The 24,633-nt window shown below is 42.3% G+C and carries 2 protein-coding genes and 1 pseudogene; all 3 read right to left on the reverse strand.

What is annotated here, in order from left to right:
- A pseudogene (locus ACKPQ4_RS07635) lies at nt 1-6,256 on the reverse strand (hypothetical protein); the annotation flags it as partial.
- Nucleotides 6,253-20,658: an InlB B-repeat-containing protein gene (locus ACKPQ4_RS07640; RefSeq protein ID WP_407680649.1), complete on the reverse strand. Its 14,406-nt coding sequence runs from the start codon at nt 20,656-20,658 to the stop codon at nt 6,253-6,255. The gene ACKPQ4_RS07640 and the pseudogene ACKPQ4_RS07635, both read right to left, overlap by 4 nt.
- 402 nt (nt 20,659-21,060) lie before the next feature.
- The gene (locus tag ACKPQ4_RS07645) at nt 21,061-24,462 is read right to left on the reverse strand and encodes a hypothetical protein (protein ID WP_407680595.1); all 3,402 of its coding nucleotides are present in this window, start codon (nt 24,460-24,462) and stop codon (nt 21,061-21,063) included.
- Nucleotides 24,463-24,633 lie beyond the last annotated feature (171 nt).

A 24,633-nucleotide genomic window follows, 5' to 3' on the forward strand; every position in this document is an offset into this window, starting at 1 on the left:
TTCCTCCAGATACCAAGCCATCGCGATCGAATTCAACAGTGACGGGTGCATTACCTGTACCATCTTCTAGGGTGAGCAGAGAACCGTCCGCTGGAAGAGAGCCATTAAAGTCGAGTTTGCCATTCCAAACAGGCAATGTGTTTTGACCCGCTATAAATTGGGTTCCCTTAAGTCCACCGTCCGGATCACTGGCAAATGCGGACAAGCGGATACTCGATCCCTTGGTTATGGTAATTTCTTGTTGTGGACTGACGAGCTCGATGACCGGAGGATTTTTGGGCAGAGGGGGAAGGATATTGAGAATCCGGTTCATACGATCCTTTAAATTTGTTAATTTACTGGAAAATGTACCTGCATAATTTCCAACCTTATCGCGGGCAACCACGGTGATTTCATGTTCTCCCTGCCTAAGCTTAAGGGGTTCCAAGTCTATAATCGTTTGAAATAAATTTCCTGTACTGTTTTTTGCAGAGCCCACTTTTTTGTTATCGATATAAAAGTCCACCTGAGCGATTCCACTATTGGAGCCCTCTCCGGATGCAGAGCTAGCCTGAACAACCAAGGGGAGCTGGCCATTGGACTCCACACTAAAGTTGGACTCTCCAAGCAAGGACATACTGATCCCCCCGCCCTCGTAATTTTCCACAGAAATGAAATGCAAGGGGGTGGAGTTTACATTACCCGCAACATCCCGAACGATCGCAGAAATTGAATAGTTTTTAACGGCATCAGGAACCCAACTAAAACTGTATGGCGGGGTTGTTTTAGTGAGATCTTCGCTGGTTTGCCCATCAATAACCAAGCTGACATACTCTATCGCTTCCGCAGTTTGTGTGGCGTTGACCTCAATGATTACAGGAGATTGGGTAAATCCACCTATAATCTCCACCCCATCGAGCAGAGAATACCAAGGGCCTATGTTGAAAGGTTCTACTGAACTGGTATTGGTCGTGGATGGACTTAAGGCCAATCTCTCATAACTCTTACCCTCCCAAACGATGTATTCGAATGGAGGGGTAATCATACGAGGGGATACTACATAGCCACTACCTACCCTAAGGGATCCGTCGATATTTTGGCGCAATGCAATATCTGAATACCAAAATACATTTTCTAAAGTTGTAGCGTTGAATTCATAAGCATAGGTAACACCTGCTTGTGCGGGGACCCCCTCGTTAATAGCTCGGATTACTGGGATTACTTTGATGTGTAAATCTGCTTCCTGGTATCCGGTTCCACCAGAGTCTAGATCTATAGTAAACCCTGTTATTTTCCCAAAATCTTCCGAGTCTGGGTCACTATCAATAACTGGAGTAATTTGAGCCCCACTATCCGATGTGATCTCGGTGCTATCTATACTGGCAACCGCAGAGAGTATGTCCTGGCCAACTGGTTTTTCTAAAACGATGCCCGTTATGGCACCACCCACTAAGGTCGCATTAAAATCGGTCTGGTTTAATTCAAAATCAAGATAGCCGGAAGGTATATTAATTTCGGGAGCCTGGCTACCGCTCGTAAAGGAAATGCTATGAATATCAGAAGTGACATAGTTTCCGCTGTTATCTCGACCAATTACAAAAATGCTTCGTATTCCTTGGTCTTCTCCAGTCGCCTGGGTAATCGAAAACAAGTCAAGCTGAGTAGCATAGTTTTGAGACAATTCGGTTATTCCTGCTTTTCTCAACAATGGGCTACCATAGGCGACACCATCCACAAAATATTGGATATCGACCAATGCGCCATCCGGGTCTTCCCCACTGGCACTCAAGGGAATAATCGATGTGGAGGTAACTGCATTAAATGCCGATGGATCCGCCAAGCTTACTGTTGGGGGCAAAGATCCACTGTAACTGGAAATGGTGAATCTTCGGATGGAACTTGTAGCCAAAATCTCGTTATCCATACCATAGGCAACCAATTGCAAAGAGTATTCCCCGCTTGTTAAATCAGGAATAGATGCCGAAAATCTACCGGACTGAAAGGAATTACTAACGCCTCCCCCACCAAATTCAGTCATATTCCCAATGAACGATTGGTTGAGAATCATACCAACCCCAGAATAGCTACCAGAAAAGTTCAGGTCAGCAATGACAGGTACATTACTTTCTGGAGCAAAGCTGTGATTAAGGTCACTCGAAGGAAAGAGCATAGTCAAAGTGGCAGCACTATCGGCTATTAATGAGGTCTTTAAGTCCCTAACAAATAAACTTCTAGTCGGACTGTTATCGGTAGGTAACTGGTTGCTATGCTGAAAAGATAATCCTTCAATACCAGAACTATCAGAGCTAAAGAATACAAACCTTCCATTCCCGCTAATAAAAGGAAACCGATTACTAGGTGGGCTAGGTGCTAAGTTGTTGGTAAGGTATCCAGCAGGAGTACCAAATGAACTTTTACTAACCCTGGTATTAGTGTTTGAGGAAAGATCAAATAAGTAAATATCGTCTGATTCTTCATCCCTTTGGGCAAGAAGAGTCATTCTTCCTGCTTCTTGATTAATTGAATAACTCGGGTCGTTTCGTATCTCAGAAAATCCGTAAATACTAGGCACCTGATTAATTACGGGAGTAACAGTTGTGTAGCCAGAGCCCATAATCAGCATATTGGATTCCTCAATTACTTTTATTGCTGATGGATTGTTGGTGGTAAAACGGCCTGAGAGAGCTGAAAAAGTAAAGGTACTTCCGTTGGATTGATTATTTTCTATCAACGGTCCTCGAGACACTACTCCAGAGGTAGCAATGTCCATGTGTGTGTCTATGAGTTGAATCAATCCGTTGCGGATATCTGATTTGGTGGTCGATCCAAGCGTAATGGATATGGTTGGGCGTCCGGAAGAGCCTGCTCCTTCTTCAAACTCTACAATTAGAGGCTCAAGCGTGTTATTTTTATCCGAAATAGTTAGTGTAGTATTGAGAATATCCGCACCAACCAAACCGGAACTGCCTGAAAGTATCTCAACCTGAAACTTTTGCTCCAAGTAAAGACTTCCACCAAAGTTGTGTACACGGTCAGGATTAAGACGACCATCGGGAAAACCATCTCCGTTAAGGTCTGCTCCATCTCCCTCAAATTGTACGAGATCAGAAAAGGATGCATTTTCGTCCTCCCCGATTTTATATCCAAGGCCATAGCTATTCATTTCAACTTTGTAAATTCTACCACCACCCGAACGGGTTTCTCCCAATCCCTGGGTGGGGAAAAAACGAGCTTGTCCAGCAAGAAACCCAGAACCCCCAAGTGGTTCCGCAACACTAATCTGAGTACTTTCCAGCCTGTAGTTTTCTCCAGAATTAATTATTTGTATTGAAACGATTCGCCCTCGCTGATCCACTTCGTAACTTGCTTCTGCCCCAAAACCTGTACCTGAAAGGTCTTCAATATTTAAAAACCCTCCACTGTATCCCGATCCGGAATTTTCTATTTCTATTTCTGCAATGGAACCTACCAAGACCGCACTGGCCGTAGGTAATTCAAAGGTTGAGTTGTAGAAAGTTTTACCATCATCCCGGTTGATGGATTCGGGAAGTAAATTAGAGGATTTTGTGGAATAAACGATCTTCGAACCATCGTAATTTATACTCGGTTCACGACTGCCAAAATTACCCCCAGTCTGATTTTCCACGGATTGACTAACTCGACTGGAATAACTTGGAATATTTGAATTTCCCTCAGTCGTTCCATTTAAGTCAGCAACATTGACATAATAAACATCACCTTCTGGATTTGATAAATAGGCAGTGACTTTTGCCTCGTAAGTTGGCAATGGAAATGCAGGGTCTGGAATAATTTGAATATTTGGTTTAATATATCCAGAGCCAGTATTTATTACTAAAATTGCATCGTCTTTTAGTTCGTTTAACGCGTTAATTCCATCTGGTTTGAAAGTTAAAACTGCTCCTGATCCTGGTGCTCCATTACTATTAAAGCCTTCGTCTACTAACTCGATGCTCGGAGTTCCAAAATACCCAGCACCGCCCTCGGTAACTACAACCGTTGCAATACCAGCACCGGAAACAAAATTTTGAGCCTTAGACTGAAACACCATTCTTTGCCCATCACCCGAAATTTTAGGTAGCATGGAAGCACCTCCTAGCGATTGTTCTTGATCAAAGTTCAAACTAGCCAAATAAATTTTATTAGCTGTTAAATCCAAAAAGTAAATATCGCGAAGAGAATTAACATCTCCGGAAGATAAAAAGGTCGACCCACTGGTATGAAGACTGCCATCTAACAAGTTGGTCGCAAAAGAATCAAATACGATACGGTTCCCAGATTCATCAATCGATGGGTTGTAAGAATTTCCATTTCCATTAGTCAGGGCAGTAATCGTGCCACCACCTGATGGGTCAAGGGTCCATAGAAAAATTTGGTTTTGAAGATTAAGGTTTTGAGAAACTGCATTGGTGGCATCAGATTCAAAAACTACTTTTGAGCCATCTCCGTTTACTGCTGGGTACAAACTTCTACCATTAAATTGTTGGTCTTGATCATTTACGGCTCTAAGGAGTGTATTCGAAGCTACTCGATAAAGAAAAATATCTTCTTTGCCATTTGTATCTCCCGGGACCAAATCACTTGCCCTGGAATGAAAAACCACGGTTGTGCCATCCAAACTTATTTGCGGCCTGAGACTGCTCCCATTTCCTGAAGATTGACTGCTGGGATCGTTAAAGGATTTACTAATAAGCAGGGGCATTGCTGCGGGAGCTTGCGTATCGAGTAAAAATATCTGTTGGAAATTTTCCCCGTTCGCGTCAGGTACAGACTTTTCATAAACAACATACCTGCCATCCTTGCCAGAACTTGGACGCTCTGAAGCTAGTGTGGAAGTTGTGGTATCTGTTGGTACTAAACCTGTTGTGCCTTTCCCTTGACTGGAAAGAGAAAAGATAGGGGTTGTATCTACATTTGCTATTCTTGGGGTTCCTCGGTTATTCATTTCCACAATCAAGTAGTAATCGCCCTCAAAATTATCGGGCAATTGTTGAAACCAGGTTAAATTGATGGTTTCGCCAGCGAGCATTCCCAGGCCTATTCCGTTCCCCCCCAAATCAAACTCACGCAGTATAAAATCGCTATCATCCACTTGAAGATCTTTTGACAATAATACCGATGCAGAAATTTCATCTCCTGCAGCTACTGGGCGAGTTCCGTTGTTTCGTATTGCGAAAGATATAAAGGCTGGATCAAGCCCACGAAAAGTACCTTTTTCCCCGTTATAACTGTTGGGAACAAATTCCAATTGAGGGAAACTAGTGGCATTCTCATCCCCTGAACCAACTTCAATGATATTTCCCTGATAAAAGTCTATTTCTCCATCGCTATTTTCATCTACTGGAACAGACGGGAAAACCCGGAAGTTATTGGTGTAGGATTGCTCCATCATGATTCTACCACCTACAGTATCTGCAGGGTTTACCTCTAGAGTTACAACAAATGAACCGGTGGCATCGGCGGGCAGAAACAAATTTCCTATCATAAATTCGCTACTTGCATTAGGGGGAAGATACAGCAAGGGATCGTCCGCACTTGGAAAAACTATCGACTGTTCATCCATCACAGTACCTAGTCCGTACTGACCTTCTGTGAGAGGGACGAGCCTTCTGAGTTGAGCAACAACTGCGGTGCGAACAGATGGTTGAGTCATTACCTCTCCAGTATTGGTAACGGTTCCGGAGACCGTATAGTTGGTATTGGGTACAAAGTTAGTCGTTTCTGCACCAGTCAAGGGATCAGTTGAGGTTACATTGCTAATGGAAACACCTAGGTCTGGAAGTTGTATAGAAAAGCTGTGTTCAGCTAAATTATCCCCAAGATCGGATTCTACCGAGCTGGCGGTTAATCGTAATACAATTTTCCATAAAGCTGTTTCAGACCACTTGCTAGCTTGCGACCAAGGAACCTGAAGAAGAAGTTGGCCTGACTCGTTAGCAATTGTACCGGCGGTATCCTCGTTAAAACCACTCCAAGTCTGAGGGACTGATTGTATGATGAATCCGTCCGGATCCACCAAGGTAACCTCAGCGGTTACAGTTTCACCAGCGGGTACTGTGGTTGTATTTGAATCCAAATAAACCTCTGCCTGTACAGAAAATACCTGATTAATTTTTACTTCAGCTGGGGGTGTGGTGATGAAACGGATACCCAAGTCGACGAAATTAGGATCGGTTTGTGCCTGCAACCCAACCGTCAACAAAACAAGGAAAGTAGTTGCTTGTAAAATTTTGTTCAATAGAGCCGTGGGTTGAATCATGGGCGAAGTTTCCACTTTTGTAGATTATGATCAAAAAATCTAACTTTTTCTGATTCTAAGTTAAAATAATACCAACTGGAATAAGAGTTGGAATAAGTCCAGGGAAAGAAAGTTTCATCCGTCCATAACCAATCTTCCAAAACAGGATCCCAAATCCAGTAAGATTCTAAGTCAATTGATTGGACATAAAGCCAGCCCAGTCGACGATGATAAACCCAGGTATTGTCTTTACTTAGGAAGACACCAAACCAGTCAGATTCATACCAACCGCTTCCTAATGAGGTGCTATTAAATACAAACGAATTTTGAATATGAACTGTTGCCTGAATCTCCGAGCTTTTTCCTCCTGTATCCTGCAGCAAAATTTTCAAGGGAATAGTTGCTCCTGCAGACAAGAAAATCTCATCAGGATCAAGCATCAATAAGGAGCCGTTGGTTTGCAGTTCAAAAAGAGGAATACCATCCTCATCTTTGTCGAGATTCCCGGAAATAAGTTGGTAAGTAATCGCATCCCCATCCCCATCTTCACCAGCAATTGTATAAATGGTTTCCAAAGGTTGAAAATCAGTTCGGTCAATTTCCAGGACAAAGTTTTCTGCTCGGGGAGTAAAATAATTTTCGGCCAGGACAAAACTTGCTTCTATTATCGTATCCTCTGTCAATAAAAGGGTCGTGGTTATCACTTCTTTATTGATGATGGCTTCTCCCAACCAGCCATCAAAACGATAGCCTGTAGCTGGGATTGCTTCAACTTGAACGGTGGATCCATGAGAAAAATTGCCCCCACCAATAACCAATCCACCCGATGAAGTGATAATCTTTAGGTTGTGAGACATAGGTTCAAATACCGCATCATATGTTCGATTTTCTTCTACCTTGACCACCAAGTTCTGATCCGAAGGGTCAGTTATACCTGTACCCTTCCAACCTACAAAACGATGCCCAATAGCAGGTACAGCCGTTAAATTAACAGAAGAAGAGAATGGATATTTACCCCCTCCTAAAGCCACACCCCCTGTTGTGGATTGAACAGTTATTTGATATTCCAAGGGCTTAAACTTAGCGAATAAGTAAAAATTGCCTGAAAGAACGACTAAGGTATTGGGCTCATTCGGATTAACCATTCCTTGGCCAATCCATTCCTCGAAAACATAACCCGGTAAAGACACCGCCGAAATATTGATGGTTTCTCCATAAGAATAGGCACCCGTCCCACTGGTTCTTCCTCCCTGTGAAGGACTGGACTCCAATTCTAGCGAATATGTCTCCGCAGGTTGTAGTACAAATGTGGCAGTCAAAGAACGATTTTCGTTCATCTCCACAAAGGTGGAAGAGGAATTCGCATCATACGCACCCGCCCCGCTCCAACCTGAAAATACATACCCTTCGTCTGCGAAAGCTTGAATGTGAACCGTTTCACCAAGAGCGTAACTTCCCTCTCCCACTACCCTGCCCCCAGTCTCAGGCAAAAGCTCTAGCAAGGGTGTAGCCTGAGTAAATCGTGCAACCAAAAACAAATCTTGATCAACCAGTGCGGAATAATTTGCCGTTGAGCCTAGGTCGATTCCATTACTCGACCATCCGATAAATTCACTACCTGTATTAGCAGTGGCAATCAAATTTGCAGTTTCCCCATGCTGATAAGACCCAGCCCCCGTAACAGTCCCTCCAGATGGAACCAGGACAGATACTTCATAAGTTTGAAGCGTGAATTGGGCAGTAAGATTATGATCCCTGGTCATAACTACAAAAGTAGAAGAAGCATTGGCTTCGGAAGCACCATCTCCAGTCCATCCATTGAAAGCATACCCTTCTTCAGCATTTGCAAAGATGGTGACTTTGGATCCATAAGGATAAATGCCCGAACCTCCTGCAGTTCCGCCGGTTTCATAATTAATCAGCAACTGATGGCTTCTAAGGTCTAATCCTTCCTCGTCTATACCATCAAATAAATTTTCCAAATCAAGAATGATCTCTTTTTGGCGAAGCATTAGGGATGAAAAATCTTCGCCTTCACTGGAATTTGATATGGATTGATCCAAATCCGCCATCAATTGAAACATAGCCAACTGATCCTCTAGGGAAAGTTCGCCTGCGGTCCCCACGGATGCAAGGGCAATAGGCAAGGCATCGACCAATGCACTTTCAAGGTCTAACGAGCCAGAGGTTGCCTGCGTTGGTAGACCTTTGGCAATTTCTTCTAGAAGATTGGAACCAACTTCATACCCTTGATAGTCCTCCGATAAGGCAAGCAGTAAGCCTTCAGCTTGATTTACCAGGTTGGCCATACGTAAATTTGCCATCATCACACTGGCGGCCCGCTCATCTCCCTCAAATGCTCTTTGTATAGGATCGTAATTGGTAAGGTCGATCGATGAATCAAGTTCCAGGGCCAAGGAGAGTGCGGTCAAGGCTTCTTGCTTGCTTGCTCCAAGATCCATCATTTTCGAAATCATTGTGGTAAGTGGAGAGACAACGGATGCGTTGGCATCGGCAACTAATTTACCTGAGAACTTGGTTCCGGTACTGGTATCAATTCCTCCAATAACAATAAATTTGCCCTCATCTGAATCCAGCTTTCCATTGCTATTTAAGTCAAATGCCTCCAGTTCCCTTTGGCTAAGAATGATTTGGGCCTTTCCATACTCATTAGTGTAAAATTTACGATTTAGGTCAGATATTCCATCCCCATCGGCATCAAAAATAACTGTCGCGTTACTCAGGTAGCCATCCACTGCGGTGATTTCTGCAACCACTCCCGGCTTAACAACAATATACAAAGTAAAATCCAATTCATTACCCGCCTGATCAGAAACGATAAATTCCAGTTTATAGGTTCCAAGGTTAGTCGTATTTAACTCAAAATACTCATCATGAATAACTGGAATACCATAGGTTAACGAAAGTGCCTCTATATCACTTACATTTGTGTAGTTATAATCATAAGAAGTCGAAAAGCTTACTGTTACATTCCAGTCCTGCTGATTATCATTTTCAAAATCATTTTCAAAATGATTTTTGAGATCAAACAATTGGATCAACACTTCAGCATCATCTGCAAATTGGTCGCTTAACCTCAATTGCTCGGTAACATTCCATTCGAGTACAGCACTGCTGTTCGAGTTAAGCAAGCCATCCGCCTCGGGCAATGAATCAGGAAGCGTAGTTACCCCGCCACCTTGAAAAAGCAAAGATAAATAAGGGGCTTGTGCATCCCTGATCTCGATATTTTGCGTTAATGTTTCCTCTGCATAATTGTAAAATTTATCTCTTGCGGTGTAGGTAAGAGAATATTTTCCCACTGGTATGGAACTTAGGTCGAATCGGGCAGTAGAATTTCCGTATGGCGAATTTAAATAGCTGGTAAAGTTTGAATCCTGTTCTAAAATTTCAAACCATACTCCTCTGATTGAACTAAGGTTGTTATCCACCATTCCATAGGAAGGGTCAGAGCCTATGATGCCCCACTCAAATTCACTCAAATTTTGGGCATTTGATGCATTGGACTCAACAGTTATATTTTGTTCTAAATGCCTAAATTGTGTATCATTGATATCGGTAAGCTTATCATTTACTACAGTAATTCCGTTATTAGGAAAAGAAGATGGTGGATTTTTGAAGTAAAGGATTGGATCTGGATCTATCGGAATCAAACTAACTCCATAGACATTAACCCCGTTTGCTAAGGTAACATTATGTTCTGCAATAGGTTCGCCATATGTGTAATTATTATCTGCTGAGCCATCCCAGTTGACAAAAGCTTGGATGGTGTAAGTACCGTCTGTTAGGCCCGATAGATAAAAGCTTGCTGGTTCTCCCGTCCAAGATGATTTCCATTGTGTACTATTAATATTTGCAGGTGCAGCATACCTAAAGAAGAGTTGCTTGTCCCCGTATACACTTTTTTTGAATATCCTTCCTGAAATAATTCCATCCCCTGATGAATTTAAAGGATCTAAATCCTCAGGATCTAAAAGTCCGTCTCCATCTGTATCTTTTGACCTTGGGTTCGTTCTTTCCGTGTTTTCCTTGTCGTCACTCCAACCATCTGCGTCGGTATCATATATTAATGGGTTTGAAGTAAAACCAGATGGATTAACCCTACTCTCTTCAACATCGTTCCTGCCATCTAGGTCGGTATCTAAAGCAAGTGGGTCTGTCCCCGCATTTATTTCATCCTGATGGGTATAACCCAAATTATCGGGATCTTCGAGCCACCATAAGGCATCTTGTTCCATGAACGAATCGAGGTATTGGTTAAGCCATTTTTCTCGACTATTTAAAAAATTACTATTGGACGGACGAACCCTCAATTGCTTACTAAGTGTAGTTCCGTTTGCTAAAGTTGTATTCACATCCAAAACCAATACGCCACTTGGAAAAACTGGTTTTATCACTGCTCCAATACCTGCAGATAAACTGCTGTAGTTTGCATCCCAAATCGATAACACTGCGGATTCTGAAATACCAAATCCACGATAGTTCAGTTGAATGCCAGTGATTGCACCATTGGTTGAATTTATGTCAGTTATATTTGCGTCAAATCCATATCCTTCAGAAAAACGCAACCGATCGCCCACTGCGTAATTTTCTCCTCCTGCCAAAATATTAAAGCCATTTATACTTCCCACTCCTTTTCGCAGTGTGGAGTATAGAAAAAGTCTCACTTGTTCGCCAGAAGCATTAAGGTCTCGATTACTCAAGGAGTCTTCAAGTTGTGCAACTCGACTGTTGTTTCCGTCAGATGCATTAAAGTCTAAGGTTATATTCCAATCAATTTGTGGAGTTGGAGTTATAATAGATCCATTGGCATCATAAACTAGTGCGTTTAAATTAAAAGGCTGATCACCACGAAAGTTTGTCGATAAAGGAACTTCAAGGGGGTTTAAACCTCCCCCGTCATCAGGAAAAAGAAAAAGGTTGGGAGCACCCAATGCTTGCGATCCTCCAGACCCGTAATTTATAGTACTGTTAGATTCCGAAAAATAATAACTCTCAAAGAAATCTACTCCGGAGATTGAATTGTTATAAATAATAGTAAAGCGATCACCGGGAAAAAAGACTGTTGTGTTATCGTCATCAACAATTTGCAGCGTTAAAGAGCCATCCACATTTATAGCAACGGTTAAGTTTGGTTTACTTGTCGACAAATTATCTGGGTCGGGAATAAAGATAAGTTCAGGAGGGTCTCCTGCTGGATCAAACCCACGGCCAATACCCTCCAGCCTTTTATTATAAAATTCCTGAAGGAATTCATCTTCAGCATTTAACTGAGCTGATGGTCTTGCTAGGTTTCTTGATTCCAATGTCCAAACCAAAGAACTAATTCCCCGGCCCAAATTATCGGTTTCTAAGGTTAATTCCGGGAAACCAGGAACATATAAAACCTGCGAAATACGGTAAGGATCTGCTTGGGGACGAAAAGAACTTTCCTGAAGCTTAATATCCTCCAAGAAAACTGATACATTGTACATTCCCGGATCTAAATTTCCAAATGCATACTGTCCGTTTTGGTCGGTGTAAGAATACTGTCTTTTTGTTAGAGGTTCATTGATTGCCCAGCTTGATCCAGGGACTGGATCAGAGATCAAAATCCGATTACCGAAAGCAGGAACCGTTTGAGAGGTAGTCGTAGTTACACCATTACCATAGAATAGCTGAGCGGGAAAACGATCGTCTATATAAAGTTCGATAAAGGATTTCTTCGGGTCCGGGTCATAATCCACAACATCATTTAGACGAATGTAGTCACTAGATGTTTCTAACTCGTAGCCAAAGTTGGTAAGGTTCGACAGATTACGACCATCAAGAAACTGGGCGCTTGGACGCTCATCAAACAATCCTCGCTCAATTACAGTACCCGAAGAATTATCCTCGTAGCTGGCATTATCATCCAATACTAATCTAGTCATTCTACTTGTTGAAAGCCCAGTGACTACAGCCGCAATAAAGTCGCTCGTTCCATTAAAATCTTGGTCCAATGCCACTGATCCGTTGAATTCAATGCTGACTCCAGACAGGTCTCTCGTTGCTGAGTAGAGCCCCGGTTCCGTTACCTCTACTGAAAATATACGATCTCCCTGATGATCCGCCAAAATGGGCGTTCCCAAATGCCAGATTGAATTCAAGTTTGGAGTATCTTCTGAGTGTCTTACCACGACTCTTACCCTTTCTTGTGGATCACCAGATAAAGGATCATTGGGGAATGTTTCTGGGTCTCCGTCTCGTGTAACAGTAAATAAAGAGTTTCCCGTTTCGTCCCATGCCCAAGATCTTTCTTGAAATCCTTGGCCTGCTCCTTTCGGCCTGTAAATTTTATCCAGTTCCAAATTCTTTAACTTGGGATCGTCTAAAATGACCGAGGTATTTAAGCCATACTCGTCAAAAACGGGAAAAGCATCTACTCCAGTTCCCGAACCTTCAACATAGATTTGTGAGGCATAATAATTTGATCCATTGTCTTCTACGACAATTTCTAAAATTTTACCATTTTCGCAAATAACGGATAAATTCGCATCCATGGGCAACCAGTCACTGTAAGGGTTTCGATAATAAGCGTTGTCATGTAATTGATAACTGACTTTTGTTCCCCAACATTTTCTTGCTAAGAATAAAGTATCGAGATGAGCAGGATTTTCCGTTAAACTACAATCTTTATGGTTGGCATCGTGTCGCATCCGCCAACCAGTTATTTGATCGCCGGTTGGTGTAATTAAGGTTCCATTTTCATCTTGGTAAGGAAATTGTGCATCCGTCTCTCCTGGGCATTCCTCAGGAGGGTACATGCCCACATGCACATGCCCGCACTCTACCTTTCTTCCATCCTCAGTCATTCGAAGAAACATACATTTCCACTTTCTATGAAAAGAATCCGCTGAGTCATGGTATCCTATTTGCTTAGGGGCAACATCACGAACAATTGCGATCGGATCGATATATCCCCTACCACTTTTGGTAACTACCACTTTATTAATCTTTCCGTTAATTACCTTGGGTGCTCCGTGTGCTCTTTCGCCTGCAGCATCAATATCTTCTTCCTTTCTGCCTCGATCCCAAATTTCTATCCATGGCTCAAGGTGAGAGAATTGAGCACTGGTGCCGGCCTTATCGTGACCGCCTGGTGCACCTTGTGCACACATGGTACAACGAGGTATTTCTTGTAAATATCCACCAAGACGCACCTCCAATGTGGCATTTTTTTCATCCGTAGACATGGTAAAATCTGAATGCTTTGCTGTTGGTCGGTTGTCAGGTTTCCAATTAAAATATCCAATTCCACCATCTAGAATCAATGTATCTTCTATTACCCCATCATCGTCGTTATCGACTGCTTGGATTATTGCACCTCGACCTCCTCCACCCGAAACAGTGACCATAGGATATATAGTAAAGGGATATTCATCAGGGTCTGTATTTTGATAATTTACATAGCCTGAACCACCGGAGATTATGCTGACGTCAATGATTTCACCAGTTTCAGGGTTTATCTCATTAACCTCCAAAATGGCTTCACTAATTAAATAAGGCACTGATTGGTTGTATTCCTGCAAATTCAAAATTGCATTGGTTTGCTGAGGAAACCCACCAATTACTTTAAGTTCGACTGGCATGCTGTAACCATACCCAGGATTATTTACAGAAACAGATGAAAAGGTACGGTTGAAATCAATCAGCGAAATATTTACATCCTCACTACCGTTCCAATCGTACACACCAAAATATTCACTCAAAGGTGTATTTTTTAGTGTGGGGTGACCAAACCAAGTATCAATATCTGCATGCCCCAAATGTTCCTCTTCTTTTTGATTTGCTGTAGCCGGTTGATATCCCGATCCATTTATTCGTACCTGATCAAAAGGTATGCTGGTAATACCATGTCCTCCATCTACAATACTAACCGTTTCGTTAATATCAGGATCAAGAAAATAAAAAGCGAAGGCTTCAGCAGTTGGGCTTTCAATAGCCAATGGATTGTGCAGTGTTGGATCAGATACCGAAAAAACAATTGCTTCATCAAACCCAAAAAGCCCTTGAGGTTGATGATATGGATGAGGCCAAGGAAAAGAGGCGTTTAATTCAAGACGTGTGGACCTATTTTGGTTCATGGTAATGTAGTCCACATATAATCGATCTACCATACGACCATCTGGCATGGGTAGTGTGGTTACCGTATCCATTTTTTTAACCCATACAATCTCTCCAACCGAAGCACTCTCAAATTCTCCTATACCCTCTGCATCGATTAATCTTCGCCATCCATTGTCAGAACCGTCTCGCCAGATGTAGCCACTGCGTTTGGTTGAATTTGTGCCTTGGTGGAAATTGTAAACCGCATCTTCGTCCACGACATAAGCCAGCTGACCATGTGTACCATTCGATTCTGTGAAATTCCCCTCCAAGCCAGTCAGATTCGGAAAACTTGGTAAGTCCGTTTTGTTTTCTTCCGAACCATACCAAAACACAAATTCTGGATTCTCACGATATCCAGCACCTGTTTCATTTATTTTTACCGTACCAACTGCATCTACCACGGCCTCTAACCTTGGGACTTGTTCACGCCCGCGGCGTAATTCAAACAGGTATTGAACTTCCTCATTGGTTAAAATTTTGTTGTACACAATAAAATCGTCAATCCGACCGTTAAAAAATATTTCAGTATCTCGAACGGTTCGATCCATCGCTTTTCCAATATTAAGCGTCTTGGCGTCAGCTGAGAAAGCAAAGAGATTATCAAAACCGTCATAAAGTGAGTCCGCCAAATCATAAGGACTGACCTGAATATTTTCTCCGTCTATCCAAATCTGGCTACCGGGGAACGAGGCTGCAATATGATGCCATTCGCCATCATTTACTCGATTACCCGGATTATTTGCACCCAAACCTGCAAGCCTCGGCAAACCATTGGACAACTCTAGAGCAAAGAAACTACCCGGCGTTATAGTGATTTCAGTTTGATTGGTTTCAACATCTGTAAAAACATCAATAACAGGAGGGCTTGAACTCCAAAATAAAGGATTGGGTGATTTAGATGAGGATGTCTTTACCCACAAAGAAAAAGTTCCTTCCGCTAATCCAAATTCTAATGCATGAGTAGACAAATCCAGGTGATCTTCAGCTCCATCAAAATTTAAAGACAGACCATTTAGTTCGCCGGCAAAGGAGTCTCCCAGTCTCCCCGTGCCATTAGGAGAATTTGGATAAGGCGTAAATTCCGGAACCTTATCATCCCCAGCGACCACAGTTTCCGGACTAACAGGTAAAAAATCTGCACTTCCCATTGGAGTTGCATGGTATTTGTTCCCAGAAATATCTAAATAAGTTCGGCCCGACAAATACCTCATCTCCGAGTTACTTAGAGGAACTCCATATACCTTTACCTCATCTACTAAGACCGACTGAACAGCAGTGATGTTTAAATCAATAGGACTAACAGAGACGGGGAGGTTAGCTGCCCTACCATCCACAAACAAGCTAGCGGTTCCTTGGTTACAAATAATTCCAATGTGTGTCCAATTATTTTCACCTTGAGCCGTTAAATTAGTGTCATCATTACCGTTTAATTCATAACTTGAATCAGAATTGGAAAATTGAATTGAATCAGAACCTGAAAGATCCACTTGAAAATCGCCTTGGGGATTTATCCACATGGACAAAGTAAAATTCTCATCTAATACCCTGACTGCAGATAATAAATTAGTTGAATTAATCTCCAACGAATTTCCCATTAGTCCCCAGTTATTAAAATCATTTTCATCCAAAATTTGCGAAGCCAGCAACCTAGCACTTGCATTAAGCTCGTTTGGTGAACCACCACTCAGGTTTTCATCCAGCTTCCAATAATGTGCAAGGTTCTGGGAGTCTGGTTCGAGGTTCCACCCCGGGGAGGGTTGGTGCCTCGCTTCGCTCACATCTTCAAATAAACTTTCATGTCGATCAAACGACCAATAGGCAAATGGTTCATGAGGATAGTGCAAGACAGCCATGGTGCTGTTGGGCTCGAATCCTTTTCCTTGATTCGAAATCGATATGGTTCGCATTTGTTCACTTCCGCTCATCCAATTCGTAACCGTGGCATTTACTTCAGCATAAGGATCACTATTATCTGTGGCACCACTCCCCCACACTACTAGACTTGGAGATATAGAATCGCCTGGCCGACTTTTCCAAGTGTTACCTAAAAAAGAGGTGGCGATCACTGGAGATATTGTGCCCACACCATCAACATAAGCAGTAATATTTGCATCCGAATTTGAGTAGTCCTCCCAAATACTTGCCCGGCGAACTTCAATTACTGGGGTGTTATTTCGGTCATATCCTCGACCTCCGTATGCTAAAAAGTCTCCAAATTCATTAATTTCTCTTGGCCCAACACGGGCATAATTTATACTCGTTTCCTGTACCAATGCCTTAGCGTATGGCCTGGATATAAGATTTGTGTGGGTTGTATTATTGAAATCATCAAAACTTACTAAACTTGAATTAGCCTCCAAGTACTCGAGCAGATCAAGAACCGTTGCATTCCCGTCTGCCGTTGCATTCAATTCGGTAGAAGGTAGCGATTTGGTCATATTTTGATGATCCTGTAAATATTCCAACATATCTAGGTAAGTTCCAACATCGTTGGTTCGATAATTCGAAAAAGTAGACCCGAATGTGTAATAAACTTTTGGATTACGGACATATCCACTGCCCTTTGTAAGATCCATTCGGGCGTCCAAAAGCATGTTTAAAATAATTTCAGGCGGTCGATTTTCGATGCCTTGCAGAAAAGACATATCAACTCCATCCATGGTAGAGTCAAAAGTGAAACGGTGGATTTCACCACGATGAAAATTTAATTCAGGAGCAACCTCCCCATTAATCATAAACTGTCCAGGACTACCACCTGAAGCTGGGAAAAAACTGTCGTAAAGATTTCCAGCCCAAGAAACTTTATGTTCAATAATCGGTGATTCAGACAATACAACCCGAGCACCCTGGACGGGGTTTTGGCGAGATCGGACGGTGCCAGTAACCATGGATTGGTTAATGGTATTTCCATCTCCTACTTTAAGAATCAAATTTCTAGAGGCAATACCTCCTTTCATATCTGAAACCACAACCCGCAAGACTTGGGTTCCCAGCTCGTTAAAATTTAAATAAATAGATGAGCTGTTGAGGTAGGTGGATGAACTAAGGGACTGTTCATTTAAAAACCATGAATAAGCAAAGTTGGAAGCATTGCCATCTATCATAACTGAAAACTGTACATACTCTCCCGGTAATGGAGAGGTAGAGGTAGCGGAAAGATTAAAGTCAGGCACCTCCGCCTCATTACGAGCCACAGATCCAGCATTCACCACCACTTCAATATAGGGAATGAGCTCATGGCCGCCGGTTCGAATAGGTGTAAAATGCAAGTCTGCATTGTAATCGGAATAGGTCTTTCCCAATAATAAAGCACCATCATTATAATTAAAGGGTGTTTGCGGAGTGGTATCCAATAAAAATGGTTCGATCGGGCCATCGTCACTATGAGTTGCCACATTAATTACCAGACCGTCTGTAGAAATATCTGTGCGATAAGATAGATAATAGTCCAAGAGCTCTTCGCCAGTTAACATACTATGTGGTTTAATACTTGCCGTTGACGGCGTTTGGGCCCGTATTCCTCGAATCCATCGAGTGGTAGGGTCTAATAAAGTTGCTTGTGTAAGGTTATCCGTCCCCCTTAGTTCTAGAATGTTAGAAGGGTTTAGTATTAAGATCATCGATCCATTCTCATCCATAATTTGAACACTTGGCTCTTCCACAAAACCCCTACCCGCTTTGGTTATATTGAGTGTCCAAATGTCAGATATGGAATCATAATTTAGGGACCCGTTCACATCTTCACCAGTTCCAACAATATTTATCGCAAAAGGAAACGCATTTTTGTCTAGGGTATAATTTCCATCTGCATCGGCAGGAAGATCTATAAAAAAAGTACCGACCCGGAGGCCCGCTGGGGGACGGCCAAAATTACTCCGATAAATACGGAATGTATTATTGGTTTCCACATTACTCTCCTTGAAGTCATCAAGCGCGTTGCCGCCTAGTGAAGCCGCATCAATCTCGGCCACATCATCTCCGATGCTTGTTCCCACAGTATACCCACCATTACTCATGGTATTAGTCAGGCCAACTTTTGCGGCTATGGTTAAATCCCCACTCGTTGCAATATTATCTTGTGTGCCCATTACGGAAAAAGAGTTTCCGTATTCGATTTGATCGGCGTCATCACTTAAGGGTCGCTCGCTACGGGTAAAGTACCTATTCGCATGTAGCAGTCCTAGGTTATGTCCCATCTCGTGTGCAATTACACTTGTTGGTACTTCCCCCCCACCCAGTCGAACATGAGCCCCAGGCCCCCCAACAAAACCCACACCAGGAGCATCACCCGAATAATTTGTTAATATTACATAGGAAACTAATAGGCCCTGAATATTTATAGTTAATTGGCTGGTGAAGTCCGTTCCGTTGATGGTTATGTTTGCATCTTGGGCGTTGGCGTAGAACGCGCCTGGTTCAAGCACATTAAATCCTAAAATATCTCCCGATTCATCAATAACTGCCTCTAACTTGGCTTGTCGGAACCTTGGATGAGGACTGCCATTGGCGAGTAAGTCTTCTCCACCAATAATTTCAACACTGGGAGGTTCTGAAAAGTTTGTACCCAAAGTACCATTATCAATTGTTACAGATGCAACTCCAATAAAGGCACTACCCTCATGATTCCATTCATCACTAAGAGCTGCAGCCTTACTCAAAGCCTGGAGATTGATTGCAATAGGAAAATCCAAGCCGTCTTGGCTTAAGGTTATTCGGGTATCTCCCTCAGTAATTTCGATGACGCCAGATAAAGTTCCCTCGGAATCATAGGGGTTTACTCCAGAAAAATTAAATACTGGGGAATACCTAAGTAGATCCAGCGTTACGGTACTGCTTATTACTGGTACAATTTCTAACTGTTCATCCGTATTGCGTGAGAAAAATTCACTGACCTCTGTCATTGCAGATTCAATTTTCTCTTTGGTAATGGGTTCATAAGAATCAGTTTGTAATTCTTCTAGTATACTCTCCCCCAGCTCATTGGTCAGAGGGTTATTCGATCCCCCCAGCGCGGAACCGTACGCTGTTGTTTCATCAATAAACCTAGCCGGTATAACCAATACTTTTCGAATCCCCATAAGATCCACTTCCTGGGTACCGATTTCAAAATCTCGCTCAATAATGAAGGGTAAACGGGCAGTCTCGTTTATATCCAACCAAGTTGCACCAGTGGCGTTCCAGTCCATTGCTGCAAAGTCTTTTGTAGCATTATCTGGAGCGTCTGCAGGATTTGAGCCCCACTTCCAGTTGTGATAAGTAATTGATTCTCCATTACCTTGTAGCCACTTCCAATCTCCCTCAGTGGCGTTTATATCAACATCTTGTACGCTAGTATTTGTATCAGTATTAAATCTGGTTCCATTAATATCTTCATTATCAGTAGCACCCAACCAGACATAAGTTTTTGAATTATTGGTTTCGTCTAAGCCTTCAAAGAGAGTCTCTTCCTCATAGGCTTCTTTTAAGAGTGTGGTGATTAATGCGTTCTCATTTGCATTATCAATTTTTAAAAGACTGGCATTTCTCTCTATCGCGGCATCCACCGCTTGTTGGAAGGTTACTTTTGTTGAATTAATTTCATATTTTTGGGCCAATATTTTGTCTATTGTACTTCCCGAACCCATAACTAAAGGATATTTTAGATGCTTAATTCCACCCACCCTTCGAGTGCTTGGTCGTAAATGCTTAACAAGAAACTCTCTTTGTTGAGCAGTCTTGTAAGCTACATCTCCCTGTGCAAAGAAAAGCTTTCCTCCTTCATTTCCAATTTCCATCACCCTGAATGCATTTTCGGACATTGCAAAATCATTGCCCAAAGAAATACCCCAAACCGCCAAGCCTTTTTGGGTGAGCAACCTTTTTCTTTTCCCAAATGTCCAGGCTCGTAAATTTTGCCCCCCCGAAAGGGTCGCTACCGTTTTAATCCAACCTCCGGGCTGTTCAGAGTCAAAACAATGGTGCATGCTTGTAATATCTGCAAAGTCACTTTCCCACTTTTCCATGTGGGAAGATATTGTTGAAGGTAGGGACGCAATAATCTCCTTAGAAACAGCCAACTGCAGGGCTCTTTTAGGATCTCCTCTGACTACTTCCGTAAGCGTGCGTGCGCGTGCGCGTGCGAGGCGCTCTCCTCGAATCAGGTGATTCGAAAGGATTCTGGGATCATGTTCTTGGCAATTTCCTGGTTGCCGGCAGTGAAGGTCTTTGTAATCGGACAACCATTTTAAAAAATCATCAAATATCGGATCTGCAGATAAGTCTTTATATTCCATCACTGAACACCAAATTTCTTTCTCGAAATTTGCCTTACCAGCCTGAACTACGGGTGCTTTTCTTAGATTTGGAACACTCGGTATAGTACTAGAAGACTCTAATTTTTGCTCAAAAGAAACGGGACCCCTTGTAACCTTACTAGATGCGGAAACAGGTTGTTGGACTATTCTTTTTTCGGTTTGCTTAAATAAAAAGTAACCGGAAACCGTAATAAGTAGACCCAAAAAAGCCCAGTTCGAAAAGGTCGTTAAGCTCTGAAAACACTCTCGTATTTTCTTGGGATTAAAAGACATATTCTAATCTATCAATATTGGATAATTTGTGCAATTTATTTAATAAAATTATAATATTTATAATAAATTTTAATTACAGCACAGAATCTATACTAGTTTATCAAGAACTCAATTTTCCACCAAATCATCATCCTTGAAGGTTCTACGAATAGTACCAGTGGGGGTTAGGATGACTGGATCTTTAAAAATAGATTGAGGACCAATGTTTTGAATGACTTCACGAACAGGAGATCCCCCCTTTGAAACAATACTCGCACTAACAAAAATAAGCAGGTTTCTTTTTTGATAACTCTCGGCGTTTGATTGGAAAAGTTTTCCAATCAAAGGCAAGTTACCCAGCACGGGAATTTTATCATTTACGGTTTTAACTTCTTCGCGAGTCAATCCACCAATAATTACCGTTGCACCATCAAATATACTGACCTGAGTATCCACTTTTCGTACCGAAAATATAGGCATAAGAGCACCTGAAGGCTGAATGATTAATGGAGGAGAACCGCCACCGCCAGCAGAACCTATGACTGCGTTGTTGCCACCATATTCAATAAAACCATCAAACTCTGTGACTTTTGGGGTTAATCTTAAATTAATGGAGTTATACTTTTCGATAGTAGGGGTAACATTTAAAACGACTCCAACCTCCCTAAAACCAGGTTGTTCATCGGGCGGGTTAACAACATCAAAAACTGGTTTGGCAGACACCAGGGTAATTCCCCCGTTCCCACCGGCGTCTCCCCCGGGTGGTTGTGGGGGTTCTGGTAACTCATAATCGATTGGGTAAATAAATTCCTGAGCCACGGTAATGGTTGCGGACTGTCCGTCCATAACTGTAACGCGGGGAGCACTTAACAAGTCAGTTCCTTGTTTACGTTTCAATGCACTGATCATGAGCGAAGCTTGGCTACTTCCAATGATCATTCCATCGCCCCCAATTGTTCCCTCCTGGCTGCTAGTAAAGTTTGTAAGAGGTGATACCCCTGCTCCAATAGGAATCTTACCAGGAAAATTAGGTAACGGATTCGAAAGATTCATGCTAGCGTCGGGATTATCAGGCATGCTTATAACGGTGTCTCTGGAAGTGCCGGTTGGCGAATGAGCAGTTGCTAAAGTTCGAGTGTTGCCTGAAACAACTCTTTCGTAACTTCTGGAATATCTACCCCTAGAGTCGACTTGGGGTAAACCTTCGGGGCCATAAACTGGACTAGCATTTCCCCAAGAATATTGCCAATCAAAGCTAATCTCATCCAGGGCACCTTCCTGAACTTCCAAAAACTTGGCTTCAATTTCCACCTGCTTACTGGATTCTTCATCCAGTTTAGAAAGGATACGCTCGATCAAATCCAAAAAACGCCTTTCATGCGTTATAATCATTTGGAATCCATCAAAGGCAAATTTATGACCCTTCGCATCGATAAAGGGGATGCCAGTATTTTCTAAAAAGGCACGGATTTGAATACCATCATCTCCTCCACCACCAGCTCCGGCTCCAGGATCTGCGAAAGGATCTGCATCCGCTTGTCCGCCACCGCTACTTCCGGTTAAACGCTGCAGAGTGCCCGGTGCCATTTGATAAAATTCAGTTTCCAGTGGACGTCCTTTAAATGAACCACCTGTCTTTTGAATGACCACCGCATCGGATCTAACATCAAAGGTCCATCCCACCATTTCAGTAATAAATTCAATCATTTTACCTAAAGGCATGGAGTTAAGCTTGATATTAACAGTTGGCTCTTCTTCCTCGCCGATAAGAGGTATAATATTCAACCCTTTTTTGGCAGGGTCGGGCTCGGTTAAATCAAAAAGCCTCGCTTGTCTTTGTAATTCAGTCATCGCCTCAGATAAAGGAGAGTTGAAAAAATCTGCACCTGGAATTTCGATTAGTTTGAGTTTGGCCTCTATATTACTCGGCCCCTCTTCCACTTCCTGTGTTTTTTCAATTTGACGATCAAAAACTTTGGGGCGTTCCCACTCGCGTTCGATTTCCTCTAACATTTCTTGGCGAGTTTTAATATATCCCAAGTAGCTCTCCTGTTGACGCATCTGGGAAATTCTTTTGAGCATTTCCTTAGCTTCAAAATTGTCACTGTATCGAGTTTCAATTGCACGATAGGTTTCAGTGGCACCAGTCAGATCTCCGTTAATAAATTGAACCTTTGCTCTCATAAGAAGTTCACGTAATTGTTCCTGGTTTTCTTTCCAATCTGGAGTAAACTCAGTGATATCTCGTTGGAACGGATCGCTCTTATCTACATTAATTTTGTCTTGTTCCTTGTCAGCAAGGCCCAACTCATCGCTAACGGCATCGTCGCCATCCGTTGCCTTTAAGCCAGGCCTACCGTAAGTCAAAGTGTCTCCCTGAATATTACGATCTGAATAAAAACCCGTTCGGAACTCATCAAGAAGTTTTTGAGCCTTGTCCCAGTCTTTATCTTCACGTGCGTCGTTGGCCTTAGATAGGTTAATGCGATTTTTGATAAGCGATGCTTCCAAAATGAGGGGCCAAGTCAAAGTACTTGGTTCCAAAAAATTCGATATTTTAAGCAATATCTTTTCAGCTCGATCGTATTCTTTTTTTTGGATTAAATCCTTAGATTCATCTAGCATTTCCTCGGCAAATTTGGCTTGTTCTTTGTTTTTTTGATTCGCCTTACGAATCTCAGCATCAAAATCAATTTCTGCAGATACACCCAAAGTGTTGGTTTCTACTTTTCTGCGCGATTCCTCGGTTTCACGATAGATAAGAGTAAGCTCCTGTACTTCAGCAACTTTCCCCTTAAGCATAGCCTCTCCGACTTTATACCAGATAACCTGCTGCTTCGCTTTGTAAAGGTCACTGATTAGAGCAATTGTACCCGCACTGGGACTGAGTAGTCCTAGTGCCTCATCTAATTGTTCATCGGCAAGCTCATACCTACCCTGCGAAGAATCAAACCTCGCTTTACGTAAAAGATTTTCTGCACCAAGCAGAGATCTTCGCATTTGGGCTTTTTCTTCCTCCACTAGCCGATCTAGATCAGGTTGAGCATCATTCTTGGGCAGTCCGGTTTTGGCACGTATTTGAACAAGGTCTTTTTTGGCCTGATCCAATTCTTCCACCAAACGACCTACTAAACTTACATCTTGAGATTGACTTAACTCTGTTTTAATTTCTCTACGAAGCTTTCTGCTTGCAAGCTCTTCGGCGACATTAGCCCGATATTTTTCAATATATTTACTAGCTTGTGAGTATTCCTTTTGTAGCATCGATGAGTTTGCTAGTTTAAAATAAAGTTTTGTTTCTTCAGATTTGATCTGGCGCAGATAAAACTCATTTTGTTCTATTTCAGAAATGTTTGCTAGTGCCGCACTGGCAATTTTTTGAGCCTCTACGAGTCGTCCGTCTTGAGTTAAAGTTCGAATTTGATCTAAGAGAATAACCAAGTTTGTATTAGGTCCAAGATCACTCGCCTTGATAGGTGTGAGGCTTTTTTGTAACAAAGGAGGCGGTGCTTGCTCCGGCAACTCAATCATGGGCAAGCTTTGTGCTCCTAGTAGATATGGAATACAAACAGAGAAAAATAAAAACACTGCCGGCAAAGGCAAAATTTGATAGAATAATCTTAGAAATCCAAAAAGCATTACAGGGCAGTCAAAGGTCTTTAGGTAGAGCAATATAGTAATAAATTATTCCATACAGAAAAC

Origin of the sequence: Candidatus Chordibacter forsetii (assembly GCF_964187505.1) — a bacterium.
GTDB lineage: Bacteria > Verrucomicrobiota > Verrucomicrobiia > Opitutales > Seribacteraceae > Chordibacter > Chordibacter forsetii.

Coding starts and splice junctions, on each gene's coding strand:
- ACKPQ4_RS07640 (WP_407680649.1), bottom strand. CDS start 20,658: ATGGAATATAAAGACTTATCTGCAGATCCGATATTTGATGATTTTTTA.
- ACKPQ4_RS07645 (WP_407680595.1), bottom strand. CDS start 24,462: ATGATTGAGTTGCCGGAGCAAGCACCGCCTCCTTTGTTACAAAAAAGC.